Source organism: Roseateles sp. GW821-FHT09H11 (assembly GCF_059415845.1).
The window spans coordinates 365,364-388,555 of the sequence record NZ_JBWKOA010000001.1; the positions used below are offsets into that span (position 1 = coordinate 365,364).

Sequence of the window (23,192 nt, forward strand, 5' to 3'; positions counted from 1 at the left end):
CGTCGGCTTCAGGCCAGCCGCATCGCCATGGGCGCGGACGGCGCCTCGACGCTGGCGGCGGTCGGCGACGCGGGGCGGCAGCGTTCCTCGAGCCAGCCCTGGCGCAGCTCCGGCACCGAGTTGGCCAGCAGCTCGTAATACGGGTGATGCGGGCCGCGCTCGTAATCGGCGCGCGCGATCTGCGCCAGCTTGCGGCCGTGCTGCATCACCACGATCTCGTCGCAGATCGACCGCACCGTGTGCAGGTCGTGGCTGATGAAGAGGATGGACAGGCCCAGATCACGTCGCAACTGGGCGATCAGGTCCAGCACCGCCGCGCCCACCACCGTGTCCAGCGCCGAGGTCACCTCGTCGCACAGCAGCAGCTCCGGCTCCGCCGCCAGCGCGCGCGCCAGGTTCACACGTTGCTTCTGTCCGCCCGACAGACCGCCGGGCAGCCGGTCCGCCAGCCCTGTCGGCAGCTGCACCAGGTCCAGCAACTCGTGGATGCGACGCTGGAGCGCCACGCCGCTGAGCCCGCCGTAGAACTGCAGCGGCCGGGCCAGGATGCGCTCGATGGTGTGCGCGGGGTTGAGCGCGGTGTCCGCCATCTGGAAGACGATCTGCGTGCGCCGCAGGTCGTCCTTGCCGCGCTGCGCCAGCGACGGGGCCAGGGCTTGCCCGTTCATCAGCACCTCGCCGCGCGACGGCGCGACCAGCCCGGCGATGGCGCGCGCCAGCGTCGTTTTTCCCGAGCCCGACTCCCCGATCACGCCGATGGCCTGGCCGCGATGCAGCGTCAGATCGATGTCCTCGAGGATGCGGATGGACGGCTGGCCGTCCTTGCCGCGCGGGCCGTAGCCGGCCGAGAGGCCGCGCACCTGCAGCAAAGGCACCGTGTCGATCGTGGCGGAGACCGCGCCGGCGTCGCGCACGCGCGGCCGCGCCGCGTCCAGCAGGCAGCGGGTGTAGTCGTCGCGCGGCGTGCTCAGGAGCTCGGCGGTCGGGGCCAGCTCGCGCATGCGGCCGTCGCGCAGCACCAGGATGCGGTCCGCCATCTGCGCCACCACGGCCAGGTCGTGGCTGACGTAGACCGCGGTGGTCTGGCGCTCCCGCACCACGCGGCGGAAAGCGCGCAGCACCTCGATCTGCGTGGTGACGTCCAGCGCCGTCGTCGGCTCGTCCAGGATCACCAGATCCGGATCGGTGATCAGGGCCATCGCCGCCATCAGCCGTTGCAGTTGCCCGCCCGAGACCTGATGCGGATAACGCGCGCCGATGGTCTCCGGCGAGGGCAAGGCCAGCTCGCGGAACAGCTCGACCGCCTTGGCCTTCGCCTGGTCGCGCGGCAGCGTGCCGTGGATCATCGCGGGCTCGATCACCTGGTCCATCAGCGTGCGCGAGGGATTGAAGGACGCCGCCGCGCTCTGCGCGATGTAGGCGATGCGCCGGCCGCGCAGCGCGCGTCGTCCGGCCTCGGAGAGTTGCAGCACCTCGGTCTCGCCGAGTCGCACCGAGCCGCCGGCGATGCGGCAGCCCTGGCGCGCATGGCCCATCAGGGCCAGCGCCGTCGTCGTCTTGCCGGAGCCGGACTCGCCGATCAGCGCCAGCACCTCGCCGGGCGCGAGCTCGAAGGCGAGTTCATGGACGATGGTGTGCTCGCCGCCGCCGCCGTCGGGCGAGGCGGCGACGATCCTGAGGTCCCGGACCTGCACGGGCGCGCCCATCAGCGGCCTCCCTTCGCATGTTGGCCGCGGGCGGCGCGGCCCGGCAGGTTGTCGATCAGCAGGTTGACGGCGATGGTCAGGCTGGCGATGGCCAGCGCGGGCGCCAGCACCGCGGCGCCGGCATCGGGCAGCGCGCCGATGTTCTCCCGCACCAGCGAGCCCCAGTCCGCCTCGGGCGGCTGCACGCCCAGGCCCAGGAAGCTCAGCGAGGCCAGCAGCAGCACCACGTAGACGAAGCGCAGGCCCAGGTCGGCCAGCATCGGGCCGACGATGTTGGGCAGGATCTCCGACAGCATGATGTACAGCCGCCCTTCCCCGCGGGTGCGGGCCACGGTCACGTAGTCCATCGCATGGATGTTGACCGCCAGCGAGCGTGCGATCCGGAAGGCGCCCGGCACGTAGATCAACGCCGCCGTCGGCACCAGCATGCCCAGCGAGGAGCCGACCGCCGCGACCATGATCAGGGCCAGCATCTTGGACGGGATGGAGGTCAGCGTGTCCATGCCGCGGCTCAGCGTCGCGTCCAGCCAGGGCGCGCTGACGGTGGCCAGCAGCGCCAGCACCGTGCCCGTCCCGCTGGCCAGCAGCGTCGCCAGCAGGGCGATGCCGACCGTGTAGCGCGCGCCCTCCATCACGCGGGCCAGCATGTCGCGGCCCAGGTAGTCGGTGCCCAGCCAGTGCGCCGCGCTGACCGGCGCGAAGACCTGATCGCCGCCCATGTCGCTGCCGCTGGCCCCCAGCAGCAGCGGTCCGAAGGCGGCGGCGGCCAGCCACATCAGCAGCACGAGCAGGCCGAGCAGCCCCGGCCAGGCGAGTGGCAGGCGGCGTCGGGATGCTCGGTTCAGGCGGGGCGCGCGAGGAGCGCCGGGCGCGACAGGCGGGAGGGACATGGGGCGGCCGATCTGCGGTGGGTCGGGTGGGAGGGCTTGGACGACGAGGGGATGCACGCGGCGGTCATCGATGCCGCAGGCGCGGATTCGCGACGATGCTGCACAGGTCCGCCAACGTGACCAGCAGCAGATAGACGGCGCAGAAAAGCATCGCGCAGGTCTGGACCAGCGGCATGTCGCGCTGGGCCACGCCGTCCACCATCAGCGTGGCGATGCCGGGGTAGTTGAAGATGGTCTCGACGATGATCACGCCGCCCAGCAGGTAGGACAGCGACAACGCCACCGCATTGGCGATCGGGCCGATCGCGTTGGGCAGCGCGTGCGCCAGCACCATGCGCACCGGCGACGCGCCCTTGAGCAGCACCATCTCGATGTACGGGGCCTTGAGTTGGTCCACGACCGCGGCCCGGGTCATCCGCATCATCTGCGCCATGGTCACGCAGCACAGGCTGAGCACCGGCATGGCGAACGCACGCGCGGTGTCGGCCAGGCTCGCGCCCTCGACCACCCCGCCCGAGGACAGGGCCGGCAGCCAGCGCAGTTGCACCGCGAAGATCAGCACGGCCAGCGTCGCCACCAGGAATTCCGGCACCGACACCACCGCCACCGCGCCGGCGCTCACCAGCCGGTCCAGCCAGGACCCGCGCCACATCGCCGAGGCGATGCCCAGCGCCAGCGCCAGCGGCACCGCGATGACCGTGGTCAGGCCGGCCAGCACCAGCGAGTTGGGCAGGCGGCTGGCGATCATCTCGCCCACCGGCAGGCCCGTGACCACCGAGGTTCCCGGCGCGCCCGACAGCATGCCGCGCAGCCAGCCGACGTAGCGCCTGGGCGCGGGCACGTCCAAGCCCATCTGCTGGCGCAGCGCGGCCAGCGCCTCGGGCGTCGCGTCCTGTCCCAGCTGGGCCTGCGCGGCGTCGCCCGGCAGCACCGCCGTGATCCCGAAGACCACGGCCGAGACCACCAGCAGCGACAGCAGGGCCAGCGCGATGCGGTTGAGCAGCAATCGGAGGATGAGCGCATTCATGGGCGTCGGTCTCCGCGGCTCAGGCATCCAGCCAGACGTGCTCCGCGAAGGAGTAGCCCATCAACCCGCCCAGCGGGATCGGCGACAGGCCCTTGAGCTTGGTGCTGTGCCCGTCCAGGCTGGCCAGGAAGAGCGGAATGCCGACGCCGGCCTCCTCGCTGATCATGACCTGCATGTCGGCATAGAGCTGCTTGCGCCTGGCGACGTCGGTCTCGGTGCGCGCGGCTAGCAGCAGCTGATCGAATTTCGGGCTCTTCCAGCGCGAGCCGTTCCAGGCCGCGTCCGACTTGAAGAACTGCGTGAGCAGCGTGTCCGCGCTGGGCCGCGGATTGACGTTGCCGAAGCCCACCGGGCTGTTGAGCCAGTGGTTGGACCAGTAGCCGTCCGAGGGCATGCGGCGCAGCTCCAGGTTGAGGCCGATGCGGGCCGCCGCCTGTTGCATGACCAGCGCCATCTCCACCGAGTACATCGCCACCGGCGAGGTCACCACCGGGATCCTGGCGCTGCCCAGGTTGGCCTTCTTCAGGTGGAACCTGGCCTTCTCCGGATCGAAGGGCCGCGGCGCCAAACCGGCGAAGTGGAAGCGGTTGCTCGGGTCGATGGGCTGGTCGTTGCCGACCACCGCATGGCCCAGCGCGATGGACTTGCGCATCTGCTCGCGGTCCATCAGGGACTTCATCGCCAGGATGAAATCCGGGTTGGCGCCCGGGCCCATGTCCTTGCGCATGATCAGGTCGGAGTACTGGCCCGACTGCGTCGCGAAGACGGCATAGCCGGGCGTGCCCTTGATGCGCTCGACGGTGCGGGGATTCACCGAGGCCGCCAGTTCCAGCCCGCCCGACAGCAGCGCATTGACCCGCGCGCCGTCGTCGGCGATGCCGACGAACTCGATCTCGTCCAGATACGGGCGGCCGGGCTTCCAGTAGCCCTCGTTGCGCACGGCGATGGAGCGCACGCCGGGCTTGAACTCCTTGAGCTTGAAGGGCCCGGTGCCGATGCCGGCGTTGAAGTCGGTGGTGCCGGCCTTGACGATCAGGAAGTTGAAGGTGCCCAGCACCACCGGCAGGTCGGCATTGGGCGCGTTCAGCGTGATCGTGACCTCGTCGGGGCCGGAGGCGACGACCGACTCGAACTGGTCGGCCAGCGCTTTGGCCTTGGAGGCCGTGGCCGGGTCCTTGTGGCGCATCAGCGAGAACACGACGTCGGCCGGCTGCAGTGCCTTGCCGTCGTGGAAGGCCACGCCCTTGCGCAGCTTGAAGACCCAGACCTTGGCGTCCTTGGTCGCGAAGCTCTCGGCCAGCGCGGGCTGCGGCGTCAGGCTGCCGTCCAGCGCAGTGAGCCCGTTGTAGAGCATGGTCCCGCGCGAGTAGTCCGTCTGGTTGGCCATCTTGGCCGGGTCCAGCGTGTCGCTGATCGCGGCGGTGGCGGCGGCCACGCGGATGCGGCCGCCTCGCCGGGGCGTCTGCGCGTGCGTGGCCAGTGCCGCGGTGCTCAGCCCGCCGGCCACCGACAGCCGCATGCCGCCGCCCACCAGCATCGCGAGCAGGTCGCGGCGCGTGGCGCCGTGTCGCAGCGCGCGCAGCAGCGACTCGCTGTCCTGGGGGCCGAGGGCGTCGCGAAGGGTCTGGAGGTCGTTCATGCGGGGTCCTGATGCGTGGGCGGTAGGAGCGAAGGCGGACAGGCCGGGGGAGGCGTGGAACGGATGGCCGGGCGGACGGCGGCGGCGCTCAGGCGGCCAGCCTGTCCTTGACGCGGTAATACAGGCCGACGGCCGGCAGGAACCAGGGCGGACCCACGTGGCCGGGGATCGCCGGCCAGGGCCGATCGCGCCAGGGGTTGGCGGCGGCGTCGCCCATCAGCGTGGCGGCCATGCGCTCGCCCATGTGGACCGACATCTGCGTGCCGTGGCCGCTGTAACCCAGCGAGTAGAAGAGCCCGTCTCGCTCGCCCGCATGCGGCAGCCGGTCCTGGCTCATGTCGACCAGGCCGCCCCAGCAGTAGTCGATGCCGACGCCGCGCAGCTGCGGGAAGGTCTGCTCCAGGCCGTCGCGCAGGATCTCGCCGCTCTTGCGGTCCGAGGTCGGGCTGGAGATGGCGAAGCGGGCCCGGCCGCCCCAGACCAGGCGATGGTCCGGCGTCAGGCGGAAGTAGTGGTGGATGTTGGCCAGCGTCACATAGGTGCGGCGCCCGGCGAGCAGCGCCCGCGCGCGCTCGGCGCCCAGCGGCTCGGTGACGATGATGAAGCTGCCGATGCCCACGATGCGCCGCCGCAGCCAGCCGAAGCTGCCGTAGCCGCCGTGCAGGCTGGCGCCGGTGGCCAGCAGCACCTGGTTGGCGCGGATCGTGCCGCGCGGCGTGTGCAGCAGGTGCGCATGCCCGCGGCCCAGGCGCTGCAGGCGCGTCACCGGCGTCTCGAGGTGGATGCGCGCGCCGCGCCGCTGCGCGGCCTCGGCCAGGCCGGCGGCGAAGCGGCCCATGTGCATCTGCGCGCTCTTGCGTTGCAGCAGGCCGCCGACGAAGCGCTCGCTGGCGACCTCGTCGCGCACCGCGCGCGCGTCCAGGATCTCCACCTCGGGATCGACCTCGCGCACCATGCGCTCGCGGCTGCGGGCCAGGGCCTCGTACTGCGACGCGCGCGTGGCCAGCTTGAGCTTGCCGTTGCGCTGGAAGTCGCAGGCGATGGCTTCCTCGCGCACCACGCGCTCGACCGTGTCGACGGCGGCGTCGAACTCCCGGTACCAGCGGCGGGCGGTCTCGATGCCGTGCTGCTCGGCGGCGGCGACGTAGTCCACCGCCAGGCCGTTGTTGACGTGGCCGCCGTTGCGGCCGGAGGCTTCCTTGGCGACGCGGTCGCAGGCCTCGAGCACCACCACCTCCACGCCGCGCAGGGCCAGCGATCGGGCGGCCGACAGACCGGTGAAGCCGGCGCCGACGATCACGACGTCGGCACGCGCGGGCAACTCGCCGGCCGCGGGCTGGAAGGCGGCGGCGGAATCGGTCCAGTACGAATCGAGCTTCAACGAAGTCCCCTCTGCGTCCTTGTCCATCCGCGCGCCGATGCGGCATCGAGCGCGCGGTTCCCTGGTTCGCCGGCGGCCCCGAGGGGGCGGCGCGGCCTCATCCGATGGCAGTCATTGAAGCATGGAGCCCCGAGCAGAATGACGCGCTTGTGACGGCACGCCCGGCACGAAACCGTCGTTTTGGCGGGGCCTCGCGGCATACGCTGCGGCGGGCACCGGCGCGAGGCGTCCATGCACCTCAAGCCGGCGTTCCGAAGTCGATGAGCACGCTCTTGAGGCGTTGATTCGCCTCCACCGCCTGACGTCCCAGATCCTTGCCGATGCCCGACTGGTGATAGCCGCCGGTCGGGATCACGAAGTCGTTGCTGCGGCCGTAGCGGTTGATCCACACCGTGCCCGCCGACAGCGCGCGCATGGCCCGCATCGCCCGGTTCAGGTCGGCCGTGTGCACGCCCGCCGCCAGGCCGTAGTGCGGATGCGCGGCCAGCGCCAGGCCCTCCTCTTCCGTCTCGAAGGTCTGCACCGTCAGCACCGGACCGAAGATCTCCTCGATCACCGCGGGGTTCGCGGCGTCCACGCCGTGGATCAGCGTCGGCAGGTAATAGGCGCCCTGCCCGCACACGTCGTCCCTGAGGCCGCCGCCGGTCGGCATCGCGCCCGCCTCGCCGGCGCGGCGCACGATGCCGTCGATGCGCAGCGCCTGCTGGCGCGAAATGATGGGCGGCAGCGTGGCCGCGTCGTCCCAGGTCGCGCCGGGCCGGTGCGCGGCGAAGCGGCGCGCGACGGCCTCCACCAGCGCGGGCGCGATGCCGCGCTGCACGATCAGCCGCGAGCCCGCGACGCAGACCTGGCCCGCGTTGCCGGTGATGGCGCCGGCGACGACGCCCGCCAACCGCTCCAGGTCCGGCGCGTCGTCGAAGACCAGCTGCGGGCTCTTGCCGCCGAGCTCCAGCGTCACCGGCTTGGGGCCGTGCTGCGCGCAGGCGGCCATGATGGCCGCGCCGGTGCCGGTCGAGCCGGTGAAGGTCATCTTGGCGATGCGCGGATGGCGCGTCAGCGCCGCGCCGGCGACGCGACCATCGCCTTGCACGATGTTGAAGATGCCGGCGGGGACGCCGGCCCGGATCGCCAGCTCCGCCAGGCGCAGCACCGAGAAGGGCGTCAGCTCCGACGGCTTGAGCACGACCGCGTTGCCCGCCGCCATCGCCGCGCCGACCTTCCAGGAGGCCATGACCAGCGGGAAGTTCCAGGGCGTGATCGCGCCCACCACGCCGTAGGGCTCGGCCACCGTCATGCCGAGGTGATCGGCGCGCGTGGCCGCGACCTCGCCGCCCAGCTTGTCGGCGTACTCGGCGAAGAAGCGCAGCCCGTCGGCGGTGAACGGGACATCCCAGGCGCGCGCGTCGCGCACCGGCCGGGTCGAGCCGATGGCCTCCAGCGGCGCCAGCGTCGCGACGTCGGCCTCGACCAGATCGGCCCAGCGGCGCAGCACGCGGGCGCGCTCGCGCGGCGGCCGCTTCGCCCAGTCGCCGCCGCGCCAGGCGGCGTAGGCCCCTTCTACGGCCTCGTCGACCAGCGCGTCGCCGGCCATCGGCAGCGGCGCGTAGACATGGCCGTCGGAGGGGCGGCGCACGTCCTGCGCCTGGTCGGCGGGGCCCTCGATCAGGCGGCCGTCGATGAAGTGCCCGCTGGGCACGGAGAGCTGGTCGGGGTCGAATGCTTGCACGAAGCGCCTCGCGGATGCGGTCGATGGAACGCGTCATGCTAGGGAGGACCGACCCGCAGCGGGCGGTGTTGCGCGGCCGCCGGAACGCACAAGATTGCGAGTTCGGTGCCCGTCGCGGCGCAAGCTGCGGTTCTTCGCCGACGGGGCCAAAACGACAAGATCGTCCTAGCGCCGCCCTTTCAAGTTGGGAAGGATGCGAGCCCAGACCCCAGGGAGTACCGCCTTGAACATTTCCTCCACCGCCGACGCCGCCAACGACGGCATCGTGCTGCGTGAACTGCGCGCCGACGACCTCGAAGCCGCGCTGAGCCTGTCCCAGGCCGTGCACTGGCCGCATCGGCTGGCCGACTGGCGCTTCGCCTTCGGGCTGGGCCAGGGCATCGCCGCCGAGCGCGACGGCGAGGTGGTCGGCACCGCCATGACCTGGTACTGGGACGAGACCCATGCGACGCTGGGGCTGGTCATCGTCGATCCGCGGCTGCAGGGCCGCCGCATCGGGCTGCGGCTCATGGAGTCGCTGATGGCCTCGCTGCAAGGCCGCACCGTGCTGCTGCACGCGACCGCCGAAGGCCGCGGCCTGTATGAGCGGCTGGGCTTCGTGCGCACCGGCGAGGTTCGCCAGCACCAGGGCCAGGCCTCGTCGGCGCCGCTGATGCCGCTGGATCCGGGCTTCCGCCTGCGGCCGTCCAATCAGGGCGACGTGCCGGCGCTGGTCGCGCTGGACGCCCAGGCCCGCGGCATGCGGCGCGAGGCGCTGATCCAGGAGCTCTATGCCGAGGGCGACACCGTCGTGCTGGACGAGGACGGCGAGCGTCGCGGCTTCGCGATGCTGAGGCGCTTCGGCCGCGGGCTGATCATCGGACCCGTGGTCGCGCCCGACGCGCAGGGCGCCAAGGCGCTGATCGCGCACCTGGTCGGGCTGAGCGCCGGGCGCTTCGTCCGCATCGACGTCGACTTCGACAGCGGCCTGACCGAATGGCTGGAGGAACTCGGCCTGCCGCGCGTGGACGCCCCCACCGAAATGATCCGCGGCGACACGCCCGCCCCCACGCCGGGCGTGCGGCGCTTCGCCCTGGCCACGCAGGCGCTCGGCTGAGCGCCGTCCCGTTTGTCCCCTCTTCATCGGCCCCTGTCGGGCTGCACCGTTGAACACCGCAGAAAGGTCTCCCGTGTCCATCGTCTTCCGCCCCAACTACATCAGCTTCGACTGCTACGGCACCCTGATCAACTTCCAGATGGCGCCCTGGGCCACGCGGCTGTTCGCCGACCGCGTCGCCGCCGAGGACCTGCCGCGCTTTTGCGACGACTTCTCCGCCTACCGGCTCGACGAGGTGCTGGGCGACTGGAAGCCTTACCAGGACGTCGTCTACAACGCGCTGCTGCGCACCGCCAACAAGTGGCGCGTGCCCTTCCGCGAAGCCGATGCCGCCGAGATCTACGCCGCCGTGCCGACCTGGGGGCCGCATGCCGACACGGTGGCCGGGCTGTCGCGCATCGCCGGCAGGATCCCGCTGGTGATCCTGTCCAATGCGATGGACCATCAGCTGGTCCACAACGTGCAGAAGCTGGAAGTGCCCTTCCATCGCGTCTTCACCGCGCAGCAGGCCAAGGCCTACAAGCCCCGGATGCGCGCCTTCGAATACATGGTCCAGCAGCTGGACGCCCGGCCGGAGGACTTCCTGCATGTCTCGTCCAGCATGCGCTACGACCTGATGACGGCGCGGGACATGGGCATCCGCGACAAGGCCTTCGTCAACCGCGGCCACGAGCCCGGCGTGCCGGCCTACGGCTATGCGGAGATCCCCGACATCGGCGGCCTCGCCGGCCTGGTCGGCCTCTGATCGATCGTTGATCGATCCCCGACCGCGCCACGCGCGTGGTCTCCGATCCACCTCATCCAAGCAGTCCCATGTCCAGTCCTCGATCCTCCGATCTCGACGCGCTGGTCGCGCTCGACCGCGACCACCTGATCCACCCCGTCGCTCCCTGGCGCAAGCATGAGCGCCGCGGCGCGACGGTGCTGACCTCCGGCCAGGGCGCCTGGCTGCGCGATGCCGCCGGGAACGAGCTGCTCGACGCCTTCGCCGGACTCTGGTGCGTGAACATCGGCTACGGCCACGAGAGCGTCGTGCAGGCCGCGGCCGAGCAGATGCGCCGGCTGCCCTATGCCACCGGCTATTTCCACTTCGGCAGCGAGCCCGCCATCCGTTTGGCCGCCCGGCTGGTGGAGATCGCGCCGGCCTCGCTGACGCGGGTGTACCTGACGCTGGGCGGCTCCGAGGCCGTCGACGCCGCGGTGCGTCTGATCACCCAGTACTACAACAACACGGGGCGCCCGCTGAAGAAGCACGTGATCGCGCTGGAGCGCGGCTATCACGGCTCCTCGTCGATGGGCTCGGGGCTGACCGCCCTGCCGGTCTTCCATCGCGGCTTCGACATGCCGCTGCCCCACCAGCATCACATCCCCTCCCCCTATCCGTATCGCAGCGAGCACGGCGACGATCCACAGGCGCTGATCGCGGCGTCGGTGGCGGCGCTGCGTGCCAAGGTGGAAGCGCTGGGCGGGCCCGAGCGGGTGGCGGCGTTCTTCTGCGAACCCATCCAGGGATCGGGCGGTGTCATCGTGCCGCCGGTGGGCTGGCTCAAGGCGATGCGCGAGGCTGCGCGAGACATGGACATGCTCTTCGTCGTCGACGAAGTGATCACCGGTTTCGGACGCACCGGGCCGATGTTCGCGTGCGAGGCCGAGGGCGTGGAGCCCGACCTGATGACGGTGGCCAAGGGGCTCACCGCGGGTTATGCGCCGATGGGCGCGCTGCTGATGGCGGAGCACGTCTACGCCGGCATCGCCGACGGCGCGCCGGTCGATGCGCCGATCGGCCATGGCGCGACCTACTCGGCCCATCCGGTCAGCGCGGCGGTGGCGCTGGAGGTGCTGCGGCTCTACGACGAAGGCGGCATCCTGGCCCACGGGCAGCGCGTGGCGCCGCACTTCGCGGCGGCGCTGGAAGGTCTGCGCGATCACCCGCTGGTGGGCGACGTGCGGCATCGCGGACTGCTGGGCGCGATCGAGCTGGTCAGCGACAAGGCCGCCAAGCGGGGCTTCGATCCCGCGCTGGGACTGTCGGACCGGATCTTCGACGCGGGCTACCGGAACGGGCTGGTGTTCCGCTCCTTCGGCGATCACATCCTGGGTTTCGCGCCGGCGCTGTGCTTCACCGAGGACCAGTTCGCGCTGATGGCGAGTCGACTGCGCAAGACGCTGGACGAGATCCTCGACGCCCCCGATGTACGTGCTCTCCTCAAGTAGTCAGCGGGGTCGTCGCGACGCAGAATCGAAGCTTCCCTCCCTTGACCTGACGCACCGTGGTATCCCCCCTCAAGCTTGACCGCCTGGACCTGCGCATCCTCAGCCAGCTGCAGAAGAACGGCCGCATCACCAACGTCGACCTGGCCGATGCGGTCGGGCTGTCGCCGAGTCCCTGCCTGATCCGCGTCAAGCGACTCGAGCAGGCGGGCTACATCAGCGGCTATGGCGCCCAGCTGCGGCTGGAGAAGCTGGGCGACACGCTGACCGTGTTCACCGAGGTCACGCTGTCGGACCACCATCGGGAGGACTTCATCCGCTTCGAGGCGGCGATCCGCGAGGTCGACGAGATCCTCGAATGCCATCTGGTGAGCGGCGGCTACGACTACCTGCTGCGCTTCACCACGCGGGGCGTCAATCACTACCAGTCCATCGTCGAGGACCTGCTGGAGCGCAACATCGGCATCGAGAAGTACTTCAGCTACATCGTGATCAAGACGCCGTTCGTGAAGACGCATTACCCGATCGAGAAGCTGTTCGCGGCGTCGTCGGAGTGAGACGACGAACTTCGCGGTGAACGCCCCAGGGGCCGCCTCGTGCGGCCCCTTGTCGTTCCTGCCGGCGTGGGGGCGAGGGCGGACCGCTGGCCTCGGTCGGCCGAGATCCCGATGGATAGGGACTTCCCGAAGATCCTGATGGTGCATCGCGCACCACGCCGAGGGTTGTCCGCACCATCCTCCGACGCGCAGCAGCATGTGCTGCCGAGGGCCCGCCAATACGACAGGAACTTGCGTGCGACAGGCCGCAAACAGCGAGCGCAGCGCAATCCCACTTTCATAATGCGCTCATGCGTTCCCGCCTCGTCACCGCCGCCTTGCTGCTCTCGATGCTGTTGCAGACAGTGTCGATGGGCGGCTACTGGGCGGGGAGCGGCAAGCCTTCCGACGCGCTGCATGCCGTCCTCCACTGGTCCGGCGTCCTCCATCACCATGACCACGAGGTGACCGAGGCCGAGCTCGCCGCCGGCGGCGACCGCGCCCGCGTCGCGCTGCATGCCAAGCAGCTGCCGCAGCCGCAGACCGACGAGGGCTTCGAGGCCTTCGCCGCCGAGTTCTCGCAGGTCACGCTGCATCCCGATCAGAGCTACCACCGCGACCTCTCGCTCGACTCCCGTCATCACCTGGGCATCGACGCCTGCATGAGCGTGGTGGCGCTGATCCCGTCGATGCCGGTCAGTCCTTTGATGGACGCCCCGGCCGACGCACCCGTCGCCGCGCCGCAGGTCGAGCGCGTCGACCCCTTCCTCGCCGGTCCCCGCCGACCTCCCCGATCGCTCGCCTGATCCCGAGCGGGCTCCCCGCGATGCGCGACGCGCCGATGCGCCGTCACTCCCCGGAGCCAAGTCCAACCGCAGTTCCCGCCCCATCGACGCCCTCCGGCCATGTCGAGGGACGAGGACCGCCCGTGAACGACAGGATCATGTTGAACATCCCGACACGAACCACCCCACGCCGATCCCGGCCCCGGCTGGCGCGCGGCGCCGCCTGGTCGGGCCTGGCGATGGCGATGGTGATGACGACCGGCCTGGTGGGTGCGCCCGCCACCGCCGCGTCGGCCACCGGCCCCGTGACCCTCGCCGCCGCCGTCGATGCCGCGTGGCAGCGCACGCAGGCCGGCGCGGCGGCCCAGGCGCAGCGGCTCAAGGCCGATGCGGACCGGCGCGCCGCGGCAAGCCTGCTGGCGGCGCCGGCGTCGATCTCGCTGTCCGAGCGCAGCGACCGCTGGCAGGACGACACCGGCGTGCGCGAACGCGAGATCGCGCTCGCCCTGCCCGTCTGGCTGCCCGGCCAGCGCGGCGCCCGTCAGGAAGCCGCCGAGGCCGCCGTGACCGCGGCCGATCAGGCGGTCACGGTCGCCCGGCTGCAACTGGCCGGCGAGCTTCGCGAGGTGGCCTGGAGCCTGGCCGCGCTGCGCGCCGAGGCCGACAGCGCACGCGCCCAGCAGCGCTACCTGAGCGCCCTGGGCGCCGACGTCGAGCGCCGCGTCAAGGCGGGCGACCTGGCCCGCAGCGATGCGCTTGCCGCCGAGGGCGAGCGCCTCAACGCCGAGTCCGAGCTCGTGGCCGTCGAGCAGCGGTTGCGTGCCGAGCAGGCGCGGTGGACCGCGCTGACCGGACTCGAGAGCGAGGTGATCGCCGACGAGCCCGTCGACGACGCCCGCCGCGCCGCCCAGGCCGAAGCCGCCGACGCGGCGATGGACGACGTGCATCACCCGCTGCTCAGCCAGCTGCGCGCCAGCGAGGAGGCCGCGCGCCGCGCGCTCGAGGTCGCCCGACGCGACATGGCCGATCCGCCGGAACTCAGCATCGGCTACCGCAACGAGCGCGACGCCCGCGGCAGCGCCAACCGCGGCAGCGTGACCCTTGGCCTGCGCGTGCCCTTCGGCGGCGACATCCGCAACGCGCCGCAGCGCGCCGGCGCCCAGGGCGCGCTGGATCAGACGCGGGCCGAGCTGGTCCGCGCCCGGTCCGAGGTCGCCGCCAACTGGCGCATCGCCCGTGACGCGCTCAGCAGCGCCGAGCGCCAGACCGCCATGCAGCGCCAGCGGGCCGGCCTGCTGCGCCAGCGCGTCGAGCTGCTCGACAAGTCCTTCCGTGCCGGCGAGACCGCCCTGCCCGACCTGCTGCTGGCCGCCCAGGCCGCCGCGCAGGCCGACGCCGCGCTCGCCCGTCAACAGGCCGCGCAGGGCAGTGCCCGCGCCCGCCTCTACCAAGCTTCAGGTGTTCTGCCATGACCTTCCACCCTTCCCTGTCCACCCCCGCGATCGCCATGCCGCCGTCGCCTCCGGCCCTCGCCGCTCCCCGGGTGCGTCCCGCGCGGCCGGCGCTGCTGGCCGCGCTCGTGATGCCGTTGCTGGTGCTGCTGGTGCTGCAACTGGTCGCGCTGCCCCGGCTCGCCCTGGCCTCGCCCGGCGCGCACGGTCCCAACGGCGAGCACCTGGACGGTCCCGCCGCCGTGACGGCCGGCAGCGGCCAGCCGCGCGTGGAAGCCTTCTCCGAGTCCTTCGAGCTCGTCGGCCGCCTCGACGCCAGCGGATTGACGCTGTACCTCAGCCGCTACGAGACCAGCGAGGCCGTGCTCAACGCCAGGCTCGAGGTCGAGCTCGACGGCGCCAAGGCGCCCGCCGCCTTCATCGCCGACGGCGGCAGCTATCGCGTCAGCGACGCCAAGCTGCTGGACGCGATGCGCAAGCCCGGCACCCACACGCTGCTGTTCACCGTGGTGGCCGGCGCCGACTCGGATCTGCTGGACGGCGCGATGGCCGTGGCCACGCCGGAGGACCTCCATCACGACGCCCACGACGACGGGCACCGCGGCCTGGGTCTGCGCGGCGGCATCGCCCTCGCCGGCGGCGGCGTGTTCTCTATCGCCTTGGTGGCCGCCATGCTGCGCCGCCGCCACGCTTGAAGCCAGGGAGCCCGACATGACGACTTCCCCGCTTCAACGCCGTCTGCGCACCGCCTTCGCGGTCCTCGCGATGGCGGCGACCGCCACGGCGCTCGCCCCCCTCGCCTCGGCCTCCCCGGGCGCGCATGGTCCCAATGGCGAGCACCTCGACGGCCCCGTCGCCGTCAAGGTCGATGGTCTGGCCCGCCTGCCCGACGGCAGCGTGCAGGTCCCCGTGCCGGCCCAGCGTCGCATGGGCGTGCAGACCCGCTTCATCCCGCTGGGCGACGCCGCCGGCGCGGTGCTGCTGCCGGGCCGCGTGCTGATGGACCCCAACGCCGGCGGTCGCGTGCAGACCGTGCAGGGCGGGCGCGTCGAGCCCGGCCCCAAGGGCCTGCCCGAAGCCGGCCGCGCGGTGCGCCGCGGCGAGGTCCTGGCCTACGTCCGCTATCACGGCGATCCCTATGCCCACGCCAACCAGGCGGCCGCACTGGGCGAGCTCCGCGCCAATCGCGGTCTGGCCGAGCAGCGGGTGCAGCGGCTGCGATCGTTGGAGGGCAGCGTCCCGCGCAAGGACATCGAGGCCGCCGAAGCCGAGCTCGCCAGCCTGCGGGCCCGTGAGCAGGCCGTAGGCGGCAGCCTGACGACCGCCGAGGCCCTGACCGCGCCGGTGGACGGCGTGATCGCCAGCGCCTCCGTCGTGGCCGGCCAGGTGGTCGAGCCGCGCGACGTCCTCTACGAGATCGTCGATCCGCGCCGCGTCATGGTGGAGGCGCTGACCGCCGACGCCACGCTCGCCGATCGCATCACCGGCGCGCAGCTGCGCGAGGTGCCGGGCCTGACGCTCACCCTCACCGGCGCGGGCCGCGCGCTGCGCGACGGCTTGTTGCCGCTGACCTTCCGGGCGGCGCTCGGCAAGGACGGCGCCAAGGGCCCCGCCACGCTGCCGCTGGCCGTGGGCCAGACGCTGTCGGTGATCGTGGCGACGGACACCCGGCTCAAGGGCTACGTGCTGCCGGCGCAGGCCGTCGTGCGCAACGCCACCAACGAGCCCATCGTCTGGATCAAGTCCGGTCCCGAGCGCTACATCCCGCAGCCGGTGCAGTACCAGCCGCTGGACAGCACGACCGTGGTCGTGACGCACGGGCTGGGCGAGGCCAACCGCGTCGTGGTCCGCGGCGCGCCGCTGATCGCGCAGATCCGCTGAACCGGAGGACCGCATGTTCAACTGGATCGTCCGTTTCAGCCTGCAGAACCGGCTCTTCGTCCTGGCCTTCGCCGCGATGCTGCTGGTCTACGGCGCCGTCACCGCGCTGCGCACCCCGGTCGACGTCTTCCCCGACCTCAACAAGCCCTTGATCACCATCCTCACCGAGGCCGGCGGCATGGCGCCCGAGGAAGTGGAGCAGCTGGTCACCATCCCCGTCGAGACCGCGCTCAACGGCATGCCCAGCGTGACGCGGGTGCGGTCCACCTCGGGCGTGGGCCTGGCCATCCACTACGCCGAATTCGATTGGGGCACCGACGTCTACCGCAACCGCCAGATCGTCGCCGAGCGCCTGGCCCTGGTGCGCGAACAGCTCCCCGCCGGCATCACGCCGGTGATGGGTCCGGTCTCGTCGATCATGGGCGAGGTGATGCTCATCGCGTTGCCGCTCAAGGCCGGCGATCCGAAGGCCGCGACGCCGATGCAGGTGCGCGAGTACGCCGACTTCGTGCTGCGGCCGCGGCTGCTGTCCCTCGTGGGCGTGTCGCAGGTGATCCCCATCGGCGGCGAGGTGCGCACCCTGCGCGTGGAGCCCGACACCGCGCGCATGGCGCAGCTCGGCGTGTCGCTGACGCAGATCCAGTCGGCGCTGACGGGCTTCGCGTCCAACGTCGGCGGCGGCTTCATCGACCTGAACAGCCGGGAGTACCTGATCCGCCACATGGCGCGCACCACGCGCATCGAGGACCTGCAAGGCGTGGCGGTGGCCTGGAAGGACGGCCGCGCGGTGCTGCTGGACCAGGTCGCCGGCGTGCGCACCGCCCCGGCGATGAAGCGCGGCGACGCCGGCTACGACGGCGCGCCGGCGGTCATCGTCAGCGTGCAGAAGCAGCCCGGCGCCGACACGGTGCGGCTCACCCACCAGATCGAGGCCGCGCTCAAGGAGTTGCAGGCCGGCCTGCCCGCCGGCGTGGCCGCGCCCAAGGTGCTGTTCCGCCAGGCCGACTTCATCGACGCCTCCATCGGCAACGTGAAGGAGGCGCTGCGCGACGGCGCGATCATGGTCGCGATCGTGCTCTTCGCCTTCCTGCTGTCGGCGCGCACCACGCTGATCTCGCTGACCGCGATCCCCCTGTCGCTGGCGGTGACCGCGCTGGTGTTCCAGGCGCTGGGCCAGTCGATCAACGTCATGACGCTGGGCGGCATCGCCATCGCCATCGGCGAGCTGGTGGACGACGCGGTGGTGGACGTCGAGAACATCCTGCGCCGCCTCAAGCAGAACCGCGCCGCCGCGCACCCGCTGCCGGTCGGCGAGGTGGTCCGGCAGGCCAGCGTGGAGGTGCGCTCCGGCATTGTCTACGCGACCACCATCGTGGTCCTGGTCTTCGTCCCGCTGTTCGCGCTGCCCGGCATCGAGGGCCGGCTGTTCTCGCCCCTGGGCGTGGCCTACATCGCCTCGGTGCTGGCCTCGATGCTGGTGTCGATGACGCTCACGCCGGTGCTCTGCGCCTGGCTGCTGCCGCGCATGAAGCGGCTGAACCATCAGGACAGCCCGCTGGTGCGCTGGCTCAAGGCCCGCGACGCGCGACTGCTGGCCTGGTCCTTCCCGCGCGCCAGGATGCTGGCGGCGCTCGCGGCGATCGCGGTCGCGATGGCCGCCGCGAGCGTGCCCTTCCTGCCGCGCGCTTTCCTGCCGGCCTTCAACGAGGGCTCGCTGGTGCTGGGCATGATGTTCAACCCCGGCACCTCGCTGGACGAGGCCAACCGCATGGGTTCGCTGGCGGAGCAACTGATCCGCGAGGTCCCCGAGGTCACGCAGGTGGGCCGCCGCACCGGCCGCGCCGAGCTCGACGAACACGCCGAAGGCGTGCACGCCGCCGAGATCGACATCGACCTGGTGCGCGAGGGCGGCCGCGGCCGCGAGGCGGTGATGGCCGCGATCCGCGAGAAGCTGTCGGTGCTGCCGGCGCAGGTGGCGATCGGGCAGCCGATCTCGCACCGGCTGGACCATCTGCTGTCCGGCGTGCGGGCGCAGATCGCGCTGAAGATCTTCGGCGACGACATCGACACGCTGCGTGGCCTGGCCGACCAGATGCGCGGCAAGCTGGCCGCCGCGGTGCCGGGCCTGGTCGACCTGACCGTCGAGAAGCAGGTGCTGATCCCGCAGATCACCGTGCGGCTGGACCAGCGCAAGGCGGCCCAGGCCGGCCTGGCGCCGGGCGAGGCGATGCGGCTGCTGCAGGCCCTGACCGACGGCGCGCACGGCGCGGAGATCGTCGACGGCCAGCGCCGCTACGACCTGGTGCTGCGCCTGCCCGACGGCCAGCGCAGCCCGCAGGACCTGGCCGCGACGCTGATCGACACGCCGGCGGGCCGGCTGCCGGTGTCCGCCATCGCGCAGGTCGAGGAGAGCGACGGCCCGAACCAGATCGGCCGCGAGAACAGCCGCCGCCGCATCGTGGTCTACGCCAACACCGACGGCCGCGACATGAGCCAGGTCATCGCCGACATCCGCCGCATCGTGGCCGAGACCCGGCTGCCCGAAGGCAACTTCATCAGCCTGGAGGGCCAGTTCCAGGCGCAGGAGCAGGCCACCCGCCTGATCACCCTGCTCTCCCTGCTGTCGCTGACGATGGTCTTCCTGGTGCTGTATTCGCGCTACCGCTCGGCGGTGCTGGCGGGCGTGATCATGGCCAACATCCCGCTGGCCCTGATCGGCAGCGTGGCGGCGATGTGGATCGCGGGCGTGAGCCTGTCGGTCGCTTCGATGGTGGGCTTCATCACGCTGGCGGGCATCGCCACGCGCAACGGCATCCTCAAGGTCAGCCATTACATCAACCTGTGCCGGCTGGAGGGCGAGTCCTTCGGCCAGCCCATGATCGTGCGCGGCTCGCTGGAGCGCCTGACGCCGGTGCTCATGACCGCGCTGGTGGCGGCCTTCGCGCTGACGCCGCTGCTGCTGGCCGCGGACGCCCCGGGCAAGGAAATCCTGCACCCCGTCGCGGTGGTGATCTTCGGCGGCCTGCTCAGTTCCACGCTGCTGGACACGCTGCTGACGCCCATCGTTTTCTGGCTGGTCGGCCGGCGCCCCACCGAGCGCCTGCTGGCCGAGCAGCGCGAGGCCGACCCGGCCGCCCGCCAAGCCCCGTCCACGCCGATGGAAGAAGCCTTCTGATCCCCTGACCCCGACGGCCAGGCCGCGGCACGGGCGCCGCGGACCTGCGTCGCAGTGACCGAGCCGTTTTCCGTTGACGTTCTACAGGTCGAGCGCGCCGCCTTTTTCGAAGAGCGCCTGCAATGAGCCGGAGAGTGAAGATGCAATCAATCCAACGACAGATGGGCCGCGTCGCGACGGCCTGCGCCCTGGCGCTCGGCGCCCTGTGCGCGCCCGCCTGGTCCCATGGCGACGGCACGCCCAAGCACGGTGGCCTCGTGGCCTCGGCCAACGACCTGGCCTTCGAGCTGGTCGCCGGCGCCGACGGCGCCACCGTCTACATCGAGGACCACGACAAGCCGCTGGCCACCGACGGCTTCACCGGCAAGCTCAGCGTGCTCAAGGACGGCGTGAAGGTCGAAGTGCCCCTGAAGGCCGTGGCGCCCAACACCCTGGTGGCTGCCGGCGTGAAGCTGGGCGCCGGCAACAAGGTCGTCGCCGTGATCACCACGCCGCAGAAGCAGACCATCGCCGTCCGCTTCACCCTGCGCTGAGCGCGCACCTCCCTTTTTCGACAGATCCACGGAGTCTCCCGCGATGTCCCTGATCCGCCTCCCCCTCGCGGCCATCCCCGCCGCCGCCCTGCTCGCCTGCAGCCCCGCGCTGCGCGCCCAGTCCGACCCCGAGGCCGCCGCCCCGCCCGCCTCGTCCAACGCCGCCGCAGCCGACACCAGCACCGCGACCGCGACCACGAAGAAGAGCGACTCCTCGCTCGACACGGTGCACATCCAGGGCCAGCGCCAGCCCTACCGGACCCTGTCCGCCACCGGCGCGATGAAGACCGACACGCCGGTGCGCGACATGGCGCAGAGCGTGCGCGTGCTGTCGACCGAGATGCTCAGCGACGCCGGCGTCACCAAGCTCAACGAGGCGCTGGACCTGAGCAGCGGCGTGTCCCGCCAGAGCAACCTGGGCGGCCTGTGGGACAGCTATGCGATGCGCGGATTCACCGGCGACCCGAGCTTCGGCTCCGACTACATGGTCAACGGCTTCAACTACAGCCGCGGCTACAACGGCGTGCGCGACACCGCCAACACCGCCTCGGTCGAGGTGCTCAAGGGCCCGGCCTCGGCGCTGTACGGCCGCGGCGAGCCCGGCGGCACGGTCAACATCACGACCAAGAAGCCGCTGTTCGTGCCCGAGTACGCGCTGGAGCTCTCCGGCGGCAGCTACGGCACGCTGCGCGCCGCCGCCGACCTGAGCGGCCCGCTGAGCGAGCGCGTCGCCTACCGGCTCAACGTCGCGCATGAGAAGGCCGACAGCTACCGCGACCACGTCGAGTCCGAGCGCAGCATGCTCTCGCCGTCCTTCCTCTGGATGATCGACGACAACACCACGCTGTCCTATGAGCTGGAGTATTCCAAACAGAAGGCCACCTTCGACCGCGGCGTGGTCGCGGTCAACGGCCAGCTCGGACTCGTGCCGCGCAGCGCCTTCTATGGGGAGCCCGGCGACGGCCTGCACACCACCGAGACCCTGGGCAACCAGCTCTTCCTGCAGCACGACTTCAACGACGACTGGTCGCTGCAGACCGGCGTGAGCTATCGCGACAGCTCGATCAAGGGCATCTCCACCGAGGCCCGCTTCCTGCAGGCCGACGGCCGCACCCTGACGCGCCAGCGCCGCACCCGCGACAACTCGGGCGTCGACGTGTCGGGACGCTTCGAGGTGCTGGGCAAGGTACGCGCGATGGGCCTGAAGCACCACCTGCTGTTCGGTGTCGACGCCTACCGCTTCGTCGACAAGCGCATGCAGTACCGCGTCGCGACCTCCACGCCCATCGACATCTACGCGCCGGTCTACGGCGCCACGCCGCCGGCGATGACGCTCAACACCTGGACCCGCGAGGAGCAGAAGTCGCGCTCCGCCTACGCCCAGGACCAGATCGACATCGGCGACCGGTGGAAGCTGCTGCTGGGCGTGCGCTACGACAGCTACGACCAGTCGCTGCTCAACCGCCGCACCGAGATCACGACGGCGCAGTCGCTGAGCGCGACCTCGCCGCGCGCCGGTCTGGTCTATCAGCCCGGCAAGACGGTGTCGCTGTACGCGACGGCCTCGCGCAGCTTCCGGCCCAACAGCGGCGTGAGCCGCTCCTACACACCCTTCCCGGCCGAGAAGGGCAAGTCGGGCGAGGTGGGCGCCAAGTACGACTCCGCCGACGGCAAGATCTCGGGCACGCTGGCGGTCTACAAGATCTCCAAGAACAACGTGCTGACGCCCGATCCGCTGGACCCCAACAACTTCAGCGTCGCCGCCGGCGAGGTGCAGAGCAAGGGCGTGGAGCTGGACGTGGGCGGCGAGATCGCCGCGGGCCTGCGCCTGTCCTTCAGCTACGCCTACACCGACGCCAAGGTCGTCGAGGACAACAACGCCTTCCTGGTCAGCCGCCAGCTGGCCAACGTCCCGAAGAACAGCGCGAACCTGCTGCTGGTGCAGGCCTTCCAGTTGGGCGGCGCGCGCGCCACCGCGGGCATCGGCCTGAACTACGTCGCGGAGCGGGAAGGCGCGGTGGCGCCGCTCACCGCCGCCGACGACTTCCAGCTGCCGGCGTACACGACGGTCAAGCTGCTGGGCAGCTACCAGCTGGACAAGCACTGGCGCTTCACGCTGGACGTGGACAACGTCTTCGACAAGCGCTTCTACACCAGCTCCTACAGCCAGGTCTGGGTCTACCCCGGCAACGGCCGCAAGCTGATGGCGTCGGCCCAGTACAAGTTCTGATTCGTCCCCGGAGAACGACATGAGCAAGACCATCAAGATGACCGACAACACCGACAACACCGGCGGGATCGCGATGACGGCGACGACCGCCCCGGCCGGACCGTGGCCCTCGAGGCGCCGGCCGCTCCGCCTGGCGGCCGCCCTGGCGCTGCTGGGCGCCGCGCTGGGCGCGCAGGCGCACCAGATCTGGTTCGAGCAGGACGGCCGCGCGCTGACCTTCCGCTACGGCGAGCTGGACGTGAACATGCACGAGGTCTCTCCCGGCGGGCTGGACCGCTTCGCCCAGCTCAAGGGCAGCTGGCTGACGCCGTCGGGCGAGCAGCCGCTGGCGATGAGCAAGGCCAAGGACGCGTTCACGCTGCCCGACCTGAAGCAGGTGCCGGGCCGTGGCCATTCGCTGGTCGCCATCGACCGGCAGTACCCGATGTTCGACACCAGGCGGGACGGCAAGGCGCTGCGCACCTACTGGGTGCCGTCCACCCGCTGGGTCGCGGATCTGGGCGCCTGCACGCCGACGCTGCCGCTGGACATCGTGCCCACCGGCGCGAGCGAGGGCGGCAAGGCCGAGTTCCAGGTCGTCTACAAGGGCGATCCGCTGCCCGGCGTCAAGATGCAGCTGGTCACGCCGGCCGGCTGGACCATGAGCGCCACCAGCGACGCGGACGGCAAGTTCCGCTTCCCGCTCCCCTGGAGGGGCAACTACGTGATCGGCCTATACCACGTCGACGACGTCGCCGGCGAGCGCGACGGGCCGACCGGCAAGGAGGCCTATCAGCTGGAGGGCTACAACGCCGCGCTGTCCTTCCACCGCGCGCAAGGCCTGACCCCGCTGCCGGTGGCGGACAAGACCTTGCCCGCGTCGGTGCTGGCGGATCTGGCGAAGGCGAAGTCCGCGGCCGCGCAGAAGTAAGGATGGGGAGACCGA

The 23,192-nt window shown here is 71.4% G+C and carries 18 protein-coding genes; 12 read left to right on the forward strand and 6 right to left on the reverse strand.

What is annotated here, in order from left to right; translation table 11 throughout:
* Positions 1-8 precede the first annotated feature (8 nt).
* The 6 genes from AC07PR_RS01550 to AC07PR_RS01575 form a co-directional block, all read right to left on the reverse strand.
* On the reverse strand, positions 9-1,706 hold the full coding sequence (locus tag AC07PR_RS01550; RefSeq protein WP_495134136.1) for an ABC transporter ATP-binding protein: 1,698 nt from the start codon (positions 1,704-1,706) through the stop codon (positions 9-11).
* The gene (locus tag AC07PR_RS01555; RefSeq protein ID WP_495134137.1) at positions 1,706-2,596 is read right to left on the reverse strand and encodes an ABC transporter permease; all 891 of its coding nucleotides are present in this window, start codon (positions 2,594-2,596) and stop codon (positions 1,706-1,708) included. Before AC07PR_RS01555 ends, AC07PR_RS01550 begins: the two co-directional genes overlap by 1 nt.
* A 64-nt stretch (positions 2,597-2,660) precedes the next feature.
* Entirely contained in the window at positions 2,661-3,623 is a 963-nt protein-coding gene (locus tag AC07PR_RS01560) for an ABC transporter permease (protein ID WP_495134138.1), read from the reverse strand.
* A gap of 19 nt (positions 3,624-3,642) precedes the next feature.
* Positions 3,643-5,262: an ABC transporter substrate-binding protein gene (locus tag AC07PR_RS01565; RefSeq protein ID WP_495134139.1), complete on the reverse strand. Its 1,620-nt coding sequence runs from the start codon at positions 5,260-5,262 to the stop codon at positions 3,643-3,645.
* A gap of 88 nt (positions 5,263-5,350) precedes the next feature.
* Positions 5,351-6,643 (reverse strand): NAD(P)/FAD-dependent oxidoreductase, encoded by a 1,293-nt coding sequence (locus AC07PR_RS01570; RefSeq protein WP_495134830.1) that lies wholly within the window; start codon positions 6,641-6,643, stop codon positions 5,351-5,353.
* A gap of 238 nt (positions 6,644-6,881) precedes the next feature.
* On the reverse strand, positions 6,882-8,369 hold the full coding sequence (locus AC07PR_RS01575) for an aldehyde dehydrogenase family protein (protein ID WP_495134140.1): 1,488 nt from the start codon (positions 8,367-8,369) through the stop codon (positions 6,882-6,884).
* 223 nt (positions 8,370-8,592) lie between these two features.
* On the opposite strand from AC07PR_RS01575, the gene AC07PR_RS01580 reads away from it, so the two are divergent.
* The 12 genes from AC07PR_RS01580 to AC07PR_RS01635 all read left to right on the forward strand — a co-directional run bounded on the left by AC07PR_RS01580 (position 8,593) and on the right by AC07PR_RS01635 (position 23,177).
* On the forward strand, positions 8,593-9,465 hold the full coding sequence (locus AC07PR_RS01580) for a GNAT family N-acetyltransferase (protein ID WP_495134141.1): 873 nt from the start codon (positions 8,593-8,595) through the stop codon (positions 9,463-9,465).
* A 79-nt stretch (positions 9,466-9,544) separates the two neighbouring features.
* A complete protein-coding gene (locus AC07PR_RS01585) occupies positions 9,545-10,210 on the forward strand; it encodes a haloacid dehalogenase type II (RefSeq protein ID WP_495134831.1) in 666 nt (221 codons plus the stop codon).
* Positions 10,211-10,278: 68 nt separating this feature from the next.
* Positions 10,279-11,679: an aspartate aminotransferase family protein gene (locus AC07PR_RS01590; RefSeq protein WP_495134142.1), complete on the forward strand. Its 1,401-nt coding sequence runs from the start codon at positions 10,279-10,281 to the stop codon at positions 11,677-11,679.
* A gap of 56 nt (positions 11,680-11,735) precedes the next feature.
* Complete coding sequence (locus tag AC07PR_RS01595; RefSeq protein ID WP_495134143.1) at positions 11,736-12,233, forward strand: Lrp/AsnC family transcriptional regulator; 498 nt, start codon at positions 11,736-11,738, stop codon at positions 12,231-12,233.
* A 290-nt stretch (positions 12,234-12,523) separates the two neighbouring features.
* Positions 12,524-13,018 carry a hypothetical protein gene (locus AC07PR_RS01600; RefSeq protein WP_495134144.1) on the forward strand — a complete coding sequence of 165 codons (495 nt, stop codon included), beginning with the start codon at positions 12,524-12,526 and terminating at the stop codon, positions 13,016-13,018.
* Positions 13,019-13,140: 122 nt separating this feature from the next.
* Positions 13,141-14,469 carry a TolC family protein gene (locus tag AC07PR_RS01605; protein WP_495134145.1) on the forward strand — a complete coding sequence of 443 codons (1,329 nt, stop codon included), beginning with the start codon at positions 13,141-13,143 and terminating at the stop codon, positions 14,467-14,469.
* Positions 14,466-15,143 carry a hypothetical protein gene (locus AC07PR_RS01610; RefSeq protein WP_495134146.1) on the forward strand — a complete coding sequence of 226 codons (678 nt, stop codon included), beginning with the start codon at positions 14,466-14,468 and terminating at the stop codon, positions 15,141-15,143. Before AC07PR_RS01605 ends, AC07PR_RS01610 begins: the two co-directional genes overlap by 4 nt.
* Positions 15,144-15,159: 16 nt before the next feature.
* A complete protein-coding gene (locus AC07PR_RS01615) occupies positions 15,160-16,329 on the forward strand; it encodes an efflux RND transporter periplasmic adaptor subunit (RefSeq protein WP_495134147.1) in 1,170 nt (389 codons plus the stop codon).
* A 13-nt stretch (positions 16,330-16,342) separates the two neighbouring features.
* On the forward strand, positions 16,343-19,504 hold the full coding sequence (locus AC07PR_RS01620; protein ID WP_495134148.1) for an efflux RND transporter permease subunit: 3,162 nt from the start codon (positions 16,343-16,345) through the stop codon (positions 19,502-19,504).
* A 140-nt stretch (positions 19,505-19,644) separates the two neighbouring features.
* Positions 19,645-20,037, forward strand: coding sequence for a hypothetical protein (locus AC07PR_RS01625; RefSeq protein WP_495134149.1), 393 nt, complete (start codon positions 19,645-19,647; stop codon positions 20,035-20,037).
* Positions 20,038-20,080: 43 nt separating this feature from the next.
* A complete protein-coding gene (locus AC07PR_RS01630; protein WP_495134150.1) occupies positions 20,081-22,267 on the forward strand; it encodes a TonB-dependent siderophore receptor in 2,187 nt (728 codons plus the stop codon).
* 19 nt (positions 22,268-22,286) lie between these two features.
* Positions 22,287-23,177: a DUF4198 domain-containing protein gene (locus AC07PR_RS01635; protein ID WP_495134151.1), complete on the forward strand. Its 891-nt coding sequence runs from the start codon at positions 22,287-22,289 to the stop codon at positions 23,175-23,177.
* The last annotated feature ends 15 nt before the right edge of the window (positions 23,178-23,192 follow it).

Bases quoted from the DNA above. Each gene is read 5' to 3' on its own strand.
- AC07PR_RS01550 (WP_495134136.1), bottom strand. From the start codon at position 1,706: ATGGGCGCGCCCGTGCAGGTCCGGGACCTCAGGATCGTCGCCGCCTCG.
- AC07PR_RS01555 (WP_495134137.1), bottom strand. From the start codon at position 2,596: ATGTCCCTCCCGCCTGTCGCGCCCGGCGCTCCTCGCGCGCCCCGCCTG.
- AC07PR_RS01560 (WP_495134138.1), bottom strand. From the start codon at position 3,623: ATGAATGCGCTCATCCTCCGATTGCTGCTCAACCGCATCGCGCTGGCC.
- AC07PR_RS01565 (WP_495134139.1), bottom strand. From the start codon at position 5,262: ATGAACGACCTCCAGACCCTTCGCGACGCCCTCGGCCCCCAGGACAGC.
- AC07PR_RS01590 (WP_495134142.1), top strand. From the start codon at position 10,279: ATGTCCAGTCCTCGATCCTCCGATCTCGACGCGCTGGTCGCGCTCGAC.
- AC07PR_RS01600 (WP_495134144.1), top strand. From the start codon at position 12,524: ATGCGTTCCCGCCTCGTCACCGCCGCCTTGCTGCTCTCGATGCTGTTG.
- AC07PR_RS01610 (WP_495134146.1), top strand. From the start codon at position 14,466: ATGACCTTCCACCCTTCCCTGTCCACCCCCGCGATCGCCATGCCGCCG.
- AC07PR_RS01615 (WP_495134147.1), top strand. From the start codon at position 15,160: ATGACGACTTCCCCGCTTCAACGCCGTCTGCGCACCGCCTTCGCGGTC.
- AC07PR_RS01620 (WP_495134148.1), top strand. From the start codon at position 16,343: ATGTTCAACTGGATCGTCCGTTTCAGCCTGCAGAACCGGCTCTTCGTC.
- AC07PR_RS01625 (WP_495134149.1), top strand. From the start codon at position 19,645: ATGCAATCAATCCAACGACAGATGGGCCGCGTCGCGACGGCCTGCGCC.
- AC07PR_RS01630 (WP_495134150.1), top strand. From the start codon at position 20,081: ATGTCCCTGATCCGCCTCCCCCTCGCGGCCATCCCCGCCGCCGCCCTG.
- AC07PR_RS01635 (WP_495134151.1), top strand. From the start codon at position 22,287: ATGAGCAAGACCATCAAGATGACCGACAACACCGACAACACCGGCGGG.